Here is a 9,212-nt window from a genome sequence, read left to right as displayed (position 1 = left end):
GTACAGCATTGCACAATCCGAGCATGAGCTGCTGGGACGCGCACGCGTGGAACCCGACCAGCGATCACCCGAAGGGCAAGGCTTGCGACATCTTCGTCGGCGGCGACTCGAGGAAGTCGCCGGCGGAACGCGCCAAGGGTGACGGCTACGCGAACTGGGCGATTCAGACCGCTGCCAAGACCGGGGTGCGGTACGTGATCTGGTACGGGAAGATTTGGACTGCGCGAACCGGTCAGTGGCGTCAGTACGACGGGGGCGGTGTCTACAATCCGACCGACGTAACTGGAGGGCACTACGACCACGTGCACGTGTCGTTGTACTGAGGTGACCTGACGGGCGCGGTATGCGCCGACATTGTGGATGCTGCGAAGGGATACTGAACTGTGGATTCGTCGGACAGGTCGGAGGTACCCGATGAATGGCCCTGACGACCACGGCCGGCCAGGTTCGTTCTCCGCGGACGACTGGGAGCCTGCTGCGAATCCACAGCCAGGAGGCAGGGCACCGGACGCACCAAACAGCGTGCCAGGGTCATTCGGCGCCGAGCAGCAGGGCGCGGCAGAAGAGCCTACGTCGCGCTCCCTGCGGTTCTCGGTGCCCTCGGCAGCTGAGCTGCTGCTCGGTATTCCATGGGCGATTTGGAGCCTCGGCGTCGTTTCATCGGTGTCCTCGTGGATCTTCGACGGCTTCGCAGATACGTTGGTCGTTACGTTATGGGTCTTGTCGGGTCTGCTCATTCTGTTGCCTGCAACAGAGGATGCAGTCGCCAGGTTCCTCTGCCGGTTGCGTAAGCCGACGCTAATGGAGCAGCAGAAGCTCGACATCGCCTGGCGGGCGGTCTGCGCACACGCTGGTGTGGATCCCGGGTTCTACAAGCTGTGGGTCGAGGAGTCCGACAGCGTCAACGGCATATCAGTCGCCGGCCGGTCGGTGGCGGTGACAAGGTGGGCGCTGAACAATCTTCCGCCGCGCCAATTGCAAGCGGTTCTCGCCCATGAGCTGGGACATCACCGCGGTGGTCATCCTTGGGCGACCCTGCTCGTCTTCTGGTACGCGCAACCGGCGCGCTGGACGATGGCGGCGATCCAGGCGATGGCGCGGCTGCGTACTGCGATCGGATGCCTGATCACGATATTCTTCGTGCTCGCGCTCGCCGGCTTGGTGCTTCGCTCGATGATGTGGGGTGGCTGGGGGTGGGCCGTCTATGCCGTATTGCCGTTCCTCGTGCCGATACCGCTGGCCTGGTTCAGCCGGCGATCGGAGTTCATTGCTGATCGGGTTGCAGCAGATCTCGGCTATGCCCGTGACACAATCCGTTTCTTCTACGATGTGCAGTCGCAGGGCGAAGACGTCGCACGGCGGGCAGCTGGGTGGCGTGGTGCTGTCTACGCGACGCACCCAACGATCGCAGACCGGATCCGGAGCCTCGAAACCTATGTACAGGCGACAGGATGATGAACAAACGACGCGATCAGGGCCACTCGCTCAAGGAGAAGTTGGCCGCACTGGCTGGCGCTGTGACGGGGCAGACCACACCACCGCCCCGAGGCGAACCGAGGCCCAGTGTGGACCCGTGGGAACCTCTCCGCGAGACTCACGGTCAGCTCGCAAGGCAGTTGGACGACCTGGCCCGTTCAGCTGACTTCGGGGACGTGGACCGTGCGCGGATCGCCCATGTCATCGAGCGTTCCACAGCAAATCCGGCCGAGCTCGAGAAGTTGGCGCGAGCCGTTGAGCGCGACAACAGTGCCGCACTTGTGCATCCGTCGCAGCAGCGAAATCTACCCGGCGTGCGGTTTGCGCGGCACAATCTCTTGGCAGGGCAGGTAAGGCTTGGTGAGGTGGTCGCCGACCATCGAAGCGACTTCGACATCACGGGTGATTTCGGCATCGACTTGGATGTGCTGCGAACCTCCCTGTTGGTGATCGGACCGCCTGGCTCAGGGAAGACGCGAGGAATCGCGACTCCCATCGTCGAGCATTTGTCGCTCGCCGCTCTGACCGGTAAGGCGAGCATGGTGGTCGTCGACCCGAAATCGACGGACTTCGCCTACGACGGTTGGTTCGACGTCACGATCGATCCACTGAACCCGACCTGCGGTTTCAGCCTCTTCGGAGGCTCGCGATCTGCAGACGTTGCAGCAGATCGGCTCGCATCGGCTCTCTTGCCGCCGCGGGTGAGCGATGACAAGGCGTACTTCATCGACGCCTCGAAGAATGCCCTCTATGCCTGTCTGGCACCCTTCGAGGCCGCCTACGATCGATGGCCGACGGTGCCGGAGTTGCTGGGCCTGCTGCGGGCTGACCAAGCCTCGATGGACCGCGTCAAGGCACGGCTGAAGGGTGCTGGGGCCAAGGAGATGAAGGCCCTGCTAGACAGCCGCAAGGCGCAGACGCAGCGAACTGCGGATCCTGCGGCCAGCTTGGTCGAACGGTTCGCGCTGCTCGATCGCCCGTCTCTGCGAGCCTTGTTCGATCACCCTGGGCCGACTTTTCAGATGCGAGACCTGAACCGGCCGGTGCGTGTTCGGGTCGCACTGCCTGAAGCGGAGTACCCCGATGCTTCACGGATCCTGGCCCGGTTGGTGGTCTCGCAGTTCGTGCAGATCACCTCGTCCGCGGAGACTGACAGATCGATCTTCAAAGGGCTGGTCATCGACGAGGCGGGCAGGTTCGTCGACGACTACGTGGCCAGAGGCGTGCAAAAGCTGCGCTCCAACAACGCCGGCTTGGTCCTTCTGTCGCAGACCATGTCGGACTTTCCGCCAGAGATCCGAGCAACCGTCTTTGGCTCGACTGGTTGCAAGGCAGTGTTCGGTGGCATAGACCCGCAGGATGCAGACGTCTTTTCCCGCTGGTTCGGCGAGCAGTACATCACCGAGACCACGATCAACCGGAGCGCGACGACGGGGGTCCAGTACGACTCGTTCGGATCATTGGGCGGTCGGTCTGAGAGCAGAACGTCTGGATACAGCGCTCGCAGGGTCGAGCGCGCTCGCTGGACGGTCTCGGACATCATCACGGGAGTTCCAGCCGGTCACGCGCTTGTCTCCCTCGCCCGATCCAACGGTGTACGGGTCGGCCCGGTTCTGATCAACCTGCGAGCATGAGCAGACCGCGGCGCACGGAGTCGAGTCCATAGATGCGCCGCGGTCTCACCGGCATCAACGGTGTTAGCGCACCTCCGCCGACCAACCAACCATATCGGACATCTCGGATAGCTGGGAAACCAGTGCAGGCTGGCGGCCCCGGTCGAACGCTTGCTAGCCTTTTGTGAAAGACAGAAGTACCACATGGTGCTTTCGTTCACTTGTGATCGATCGCCATGTGGTTGTTAGCGCAACTCTTGGCGTTCGTCACCTGAGACCAGGAGTCGAGTCCATGGTTGCCGCTAACACCCGTAGTAAGCGCACTGCTTTCGAAAAGAAAGTTGAGCGTTGGAATGCCAACCTTGTTGCATTGACCTTGCTGATGGGGAGTCTGGTCGGTCTGCTTAGGCGGGCTGCTCAGGTTGTCCTGATCGTGGTCGCCGTGGTCGGAGTGTTCTGCCCGGGGCTTTTGCCGCTCGTGGCTACGGCGTCGGCTCTGCTGTTGCAGGTTCGGCGGCCGTAGGTGCGAGGTACGACGGCCCGACCCTTCTAGGGTCGGGCCGTCGTGCTTGGTTCACTTGCTTGAGCGGGTGGCGGAGGTGAGAGTGGGGCGTCGAAACTCTACGGAGGTCCAGGTGACATTCATTTGTCGCGTGGTCGGGGCGAGGGTGCTGCGCCTTCGGCGAACTGAGGCTCGGGTGACGTTCTTCTACGACCGGGTCGCCCGTTCGCGAGTGCCGTGCACGACTCTTTGTTCCCTGGGGTGTTGCGTGGCGGGGCTGGTGTGCAGGTGGTGGAGTCGGGTGAGGCCGTCTGGCAGGTGAGCAGGTGGTCTGCTTGCGCCGTTAGTGTGGGCGCATGACCTGGAGTACGGCGGACATTCCTGACCTTACGGGACGACGGGTGTTGGTGACGGGTGCGACCAGCGGGATCGGGTACGAGACTGCGCTGGAGTTGCTCAGGCACGGTGCCGACGTGATAGTTGCTGCGCGCAACCCGGAGAAGACGGCGCGGGCCGTGGAGCGGCTGAGCCAGGAGGGCGGCAAGGTGCCGGCGGTGCTCGAGCTGGATCTGGCTGATCTGGCGAGTGTGCAGCGTGCCGCGGACGAGGTGCTGACGCAGTACGACCGGTTGGATGTGCTGATCAACAACGCCGGGGTGATGGCGCCGCCGTACCGGCAGACTGTCGACGGGTTCGAGCTGCAGTTGGGGACCAATCATCTCGGTCACTTCGCGTTGACCGGCAGGCTGATGCCGTTGCTGCTCAAGGGCAGCAGGGTGGTCACGGTCAGCTCGTTCATGCACAAGAGCGTGCGTGGTGTCAGTCAGGAGGACCTGCGTCGGCCTGTGGGCAGCTATCGCAAGTGGGAGGCGTACGGCAGGTCCAAGCTCGCGAACCTGCTCTTCATGCTCGAGCTCGACCGTCGCGCGCGTGCGGCCGGGGCCGGACTGCTGAGCGTTGGTTCGCACCCCGGGTACGCGTCGACGCACCTGCAGGCGGCTGGGCCGGAGTTGGCCGGGCACGCGTTGCAGGCGCAGCTGTGGGGAGCCGCGACCCGGCTCGTCGCACAGCCTGCTGCTGCGGGTGCTTGGCCGAGTCTGTACGCCGCGACGTACGCCGACCTGCGGCCGGGGTCGTTCGTCGGACCGGGCTTCTTCGAGTACCGGGGTGCGCCGAAGGTCGTGCTGCCGACGCGTACCGCTCAGGACCCGGAGCTGGCGCAGCGGTTGTGGGCGTGGTCCGTCGAGGCGACTGGGGTCGATCCGGTACTCACCGTGCCGAAGTAGTGACACAGCGGTAGTTTCCTGGTTACCCTCCGGTAGTTCCCGATGCCGGAGGTCCCTCGTGCGCAGACTTGCCGCCGCTCTCGCTGTCGCCCTGACGTTGATCACGATCGGTCCACGCGCGGAGGCGAGTCAGACCGCCGCGGGTTTCAGTACGTCGTACCAGCGGATCCCGGGAGCGGGTGGGATCGGGATCGGTGCCGTCGTACTGACGCCGACCGGGCAGGGCGCTGGGCCGTTCCCGCTCGTGGTGATGCCGTCGAGCTGGGGCGTACCGAACGCGGAGTACGTCGGCCAGGGCGCGAAGCTCGCGACGGCCGGGTTCCAGGTGATCTCGTACTCGAGCCGCGGGTTCTGGGACACCGGCGGCGAGATCGACATCGCCGGGCCGCCGACCGTCGCGGATGTCAGCAAGGTGATCGACTGGGCCGGTCAGCACACGCCCGCCGACACGAGCCGGGTGGCGGCGGTGGGGATCTCGTACGGTGCCGGTACGTCGCTGCTCGCGGCGGCGCAGGATCCGCGGATCAAGGCGGTCGGGGCGCTCAGCGGCTGGGCGGACCTGATCCGCTCGCTGGACCCGAACGACACGGTCGCGCTGCAGGCCGTCGCCGGCCTGCTTGCTCTCGGCAACGTCACCGGCCGGCCCGGGCCGGAGATGGCGTCGTTGCAGTCGAAGTTCGCCACGGGTGACTTCGACGGCGCGATCGCGGAGGCCAAGCAGCTGTCGCCGGTCCGGTCGGCGGCGACGATGGTCGACAATCTGAATGCCGGCAAACCTGCGATCTTCCTGGCGAACGCGTTCGAGGACTCGATCTTCCCGCCCTCGCAGTACACGGACTTCTTCGCCAGGCTGACCGGGCCGAAGCGACTGTTGCTGGCGCACGGCGATCACGCCACGCCGGAGGTGACCGGAGCGGTCGGGTTGCCGAACGAGACCTGGGACGAGCTCGCCGGCTGGCTGCGGCACTACCTGACCGGTGCGGACAACGGCGCCGACCGGGAAGCGCCGGTGCAGTTGAAGTCGCAGCGCGGTGTCTGGCGCGGGTACTCGAGTTGGGCGGCCGTCGGGCAGGACCGTACGTCGTACCTGACGCAGGCGGGCGGGCTGCAGGGCGGGGCATCGACCGGGTGGAGCCGGGTGATCGGGGCCGGCGTGCCAACGGTCGCGGACAGCGGGGTCGCACTGGTTTCCGGTGCGATGCAAGGATTGTTGACAATCCCCACCGGTGTCGCGACGCCGCTGGTGGACCGGTCGTTCGCGGGCGTGTGGTCCGGTCCGGCGTTCGACCGTGCGGCGGTGGTGAACGGTACGCCGAAGGTGCATGTCACGGTGCGGCCGTCGGCGTCGAGTACGTCGTTGTTCGCGTACCTGTACGACGTGGACGCACTCGGTGTCGGATCGTTGATGTCGCACAAGCCGTACACGTTGCTTGGGGCAACACCGGGGAAGGCGGTCGCGATCGACGTACGGCTCGAGGCGACGAGCTGGGAAGTGCCGGCCGGGCATCACCTTGTACTCGTCGTGGACACGGTGGATCCGCGGTATCTCGGGCGGAGCGTGATCGGGTCGACGGTGACGTTCAGCTCGCCTGCCGGGGATCCGTCGTCGATCAGCGTCCCGGTGGCGGCATGACCGTCAGCCGCCGAGCGCTCCTCGGCCTCACCGCGGCCCTCGTCCCCGTCCGGCAGTCCGCGAGCCGCGAGCCGTCCGCCCGCGAGGACGCGACGGAGCCAGGCCCCACCGACCGGACATCGGTGCTGAGCGGTCGCCCGCGGCCGTCGAGCGGGCCGCGGGCCGCAGGCGGCACGATGTATCTCGGGACGTACGGCGACGGCATCGGCATCGCGACGTACGACAGCAAGGGCAGGATCACCGGGGCCGGGACGATCGCCGGCGTACCGGATCCGTCGTTCGTGATCCGCGACGGGAACTTCCTGTACGCCGTGAACGAGCAGGACGCCGGTGCCGTCACGGCCGTCGACATCTCCGCGACGCAGAAGGTGCTCAATCGTCAACCCAACAAGGGATCCGGCCCCTGCCACCTGGCCAAGATCGGCGACCACCTGCTCAGTGCGAACTACGGATCCGGCGACATCGCCGTCCACCCGATCAACCCGGACGGTAGCCTCGGGCAACAAACCGACCTGGTGAAGCACGACGGATCGGCACCGCACGCCCACCAGGTCGTGCAGGCCGGAAAGTACGTGCTTGGCGTCGATCTCGGCACCGACTCGGTCTACACGTACACTCTCGCGGCCGGGAAGCTGACCCTCCAGCGCCAGGCGAAGCTCAAGTCCGGTGCCGGTCCGCGACACCTCGTTGTGTCGGGCGCGTACGCGTATGTCGCCGACGAGCTCGACGGTACGGTGACAGTCTGTGGGTACGACGACGGCGTACTGTCCCCGCTGTCGACCCGGCCGACCGCGCCCGCAGGCCCGCAGAACTACCCGGGCGAGATCCTCACGTCCGCCGACGGCCGCTTCGTCTACGTGACCAACCGGGGCCACAACAGCATCGCGATCTTCCGCACCGACGGCGCCGATCTGGAGCTGATCGGTACACCGAGTTGTGGCGGGGACTGGCCGCGGCACGCCGCGCTCGACCCGAGCGGCAGCTTGCTATTCGTCGCGAACCAGAAGTCGAACAACGTCACGACCTTCGCGGTGGACCACGCAGCCGGCTCGTTGACCCAGACGGGTGACTTCAGTACGCCGACACCGGTCTGCGTCAATGTTTGATCATGCGCGAGCCCTTGCGTTTTTGTGGTGAGAGCGCTGTCATAAAGGTGCCCTTTCCCGCCCCGGAAGGACCCCGCCCATGCTCAAGATCCTCACCGCGGCAGCCCTCGTGGCATCCGCGATCCTCGTCCCGGCAACTCCGGACTCGACAGGCTGGGACTCGCCGGCCTCTGACTCGACAGCCTCGGATTGGCACGTCGGCACACCGCCGCTGACCACGCCGTGGACCGCCGACGTCTCGCCGACGAACGCGCTCCCGGAGTACCCCAGACCGCAGCTGACCCGGCCGGAGTGGCGCAACCTCAACGGCCTCTGGGAGTGGTCCGCGGCGGCGCCGAACGAGCCGCCGCCCGTCGGCCGGGCGCTGCCGGAGAAGGTCCTCGTCCCGTACCCGATCGAGTCCGCCCTTTCCGGGCTGCAGAAGCACGAGGACCGGATGTGGTACCGCCGTACCTTCGAGGTTCCCGCGAACTGGAAGGGCAAGCAGCTCCTGCTGCACTTCGGCGCCGTCGACTACGACGCCAAGGTGTGGGTGAACGGCGTCCAGGTCGCCGCCCACCGCGGCGGGTACGACGGGTTCGACGTCGACGTGACCAGCGCGCTGCACGCGAAAGGTCCGCAGGAGCTGATCGTCTGGGCCGAGGACCTCACCGACCAGACGTACCAGCCGATCGGCAAGCAGCGCCAGGTCAGCGACCACGGCATCTTCTACCAGGGCAGTTCCGGTATCTGGCGGACGGTCTGGATGGAGCCGGTCAACGCGGCCTCGATCAGCCGCTTGCAGACCACGCCCGACCTGCCGAATCAGACCCTCACGGTGAAGGCCGAGACGACCGGTCCCGCCGGGCTCGACGTCGAGGTGACGGCGTACGACAACAATCGGATTGTCGGCAATGTGACAGGCAAGGCGAACACCGAACTCCGGCTCAAGATCCCGAACCCGAAGACGTGGTCACCCGACCACCCGTTCCTGTACGACCTGAAGGTCCGGTTGACCGACCGCGGCAAGGTCGTCGACCAGGTCGGGTCGTACGCCGGGATGCGCCAGGTCGGCCTGCAGAAAGGGGCCGACGGCAAGCTCCGGATGGCGCTGAACGGGAAGATCCTGTTCAACCTGTCCACCCTCGACCAGGGCTTCTGGCCGGACGGGCTGAACACCGCTCCGACCGACGCGGCGCTGCGCTTCGACCTCGAGCAGCACAAGCGGCTCGGGTTCAACACCGTCCGCAAACACATCAAGGTCGAGCCGGACCGCTGGTACTACTGGGCCGACAAGCTCGGTCTGATGGTCTGGCAGGACATGCCGGCGTCGAAGACCGACGCGATGCCCGAGCCCTGGCGGACCCAGTGGAAGTCCGAGCTGCACCAGATGATCGAGGACCACAAGAGCTTCACGTCGATCACCGTCTGGGTGCCGTTCAACGAGGGCTGGGGCGAGTGGGACCGGACCGAGACCGGCCAGGTCGCGGACTCGGTGGCGGCGCAGGATCCGTCCCGGCTCGTCGACGTGCACAGCGGCGTGAACTGCTGCAACTCGCACGGTGACTCCGGGCGCGGCAACATCCTCGACTACCACGCGTACCTCGGACCGGCGAC

At 66.0% G+C, this 9,212-nt stretch carries 6 protein-coding genes and 1 pseudogene; all 7 read left to right on the top strand.

The features are described 5' to 3' along the window. Positions 1–323 (top strand): annotated as a pseudogene (locus VFF46_RS30395) (M23 family peptidase); the annotation flags it as partial. 91 nt (positions 324–414) lie between these two features. Continuing rightward, positions 415–1,455, top strand: a complete 1,041-nt coding sequence (locus tag VFF46_RS30390) for a M48 family metalloprotease (protein ID WP_325040663.1) — start codon at positions 415–417, stop codon at positions 1,453–1,455. A gap of 161 nt (positions 1,456–1,616) precedes the next feature. Next, positions 1,617–3,110, top strand: coding sequence for a type IV secretory system conjugative DNA transfer family protein (locus tag VFF46_RS30385; RefSeq protein ID WP_325040662.1), 1,494 nt, complete (start codon positions 1,617–1,619; stop codon positions 3,108–3,110). Between the two features lie 837 nt (positions 3,111–3,947). Continuing rightward, positions 3,948–4,877, top strand: a complete 930-nt coding sequence (locus tag VFF46_RS30380) for an oxidoreductase (protein WP_325040661.1) — start codon at positions 3,948–3,950, stop codon at positions 4,875–4,877. A gap of 58 nt (positions 4,878–4,935) precedes the next feature. Further along, positions 4,936–6,510: a CocE/NonD family hydrolase gene (locus VFF46_RS30375; RefSeq protein WP_325040660.1), complete on the top strand. Its 1,575-nt coding sequence runs from the start codon at positions 4,936–4,938 to the stop codon at positions 6,508–6,510. Beyond that, positions 6,507–7,616, top strand: coding sequence for a lactonase family protein (locus VFF46_RS30370; protein WP_325040659.1), 1,110 nt, complete (start codon positions 6,507–6,509; stop codon positions 7,614–7,616). Before VFF46_RS30375 ends, VFF46_RS30370 begins: the two co-directional genes overlap by 4 nt. 79 nt (positions 7,617–7,695) lie before the next feature. After that, positions 7,696–9,212: glycoside hydrolase family 2 protein (locus VFF46_RS30365; protein ID WP_325040658.1), on the top strand; the 1,517-nt coding region annotated here is incomplete at its 3' end.

The organism is Kribbella sp. (assembly GCF_035655035.1).
Classification (GTDB): Bacteria; Actinomycetota; Actinomycetes; order Propionibacteriales; family Kribbellaceae; genus Kribbella.
Note: the sequence above shows the minus strand (reverse complement) of the source record. Positions and strands in the feature narration are given on the sequence as shown.

Bases quoted from the DNA above. Each gene is read 5' to 3' on its own strand.
- VFF46_RS30390 (WP_325040663.1), top strand. From the start codon at position 415: ATGAATGGCCCTGACGACCACGGCCGGCCAGGTTCGTTCTCCGCGGAC.
- VFF46_RS30380 (WP_325040661.1), top strand. From the start codon at position 3,948: ATGACCTGGAGTACGGCGGACATTCCTGACCTTACGGGACGACGGGTG.
- VFF46_RS30370 (WP_325040659.1), top strand. From the start codon at position 6,507: ATGACCGTCAGCCGCCGAGCGCTCCTCGGCCTCACCGCGGCCCTCGTC.